The organism is Nocardia rhamnosiphila NBRC 108938, assembly GCF_000720425.1.
Classification (GTDB): domain Bacteria; phylum Actinomycetota; class Actinomycetes; order Mycobacteriales; family Mycobacteriaceae; genus Nocardia; species Nocardia rhamnosiphila.
Map to the genome: position 1 here is coordinate 1 of NZ_JOAJ01000085.1, position 242 is coordinate 242.

Genomic DNA, 242 nt, shown 5'->3' on the forward strand with positions numbered 1-242 from the left:
GCCTCGATCGGATCACCCAGCGTCGTCCCCGTCCCATGCGCCTCCACCGCATCCACATCCGCCGGCACCAACCCCGCATCCGCCAACGCCGCCGCGATCACCCGCTCCTGCGACGGACCATTCGGCGCCGTCAAACCATTACTCGCCCCATCCTGATTCACCGCCGTACCACGAACCACCGCCAGAATGTCGTGACCGTTACGGCGCGCGTCGGAGAGACGTTCCAGCACCAGCACACCGAC

General features: G+C 66.9%; 1 protein-coding gene. It reads right to left on the reverse strand.

Translation table 11 applies throughout. The features are described from left to right. Nucleotides 1-242 (reverse strand): hypothetical protein (locus tag IG75_RS37090; RefSeq protein ID WP_036516241.1); only part of this gene is annotated, 242 nt, incomplete at both ends.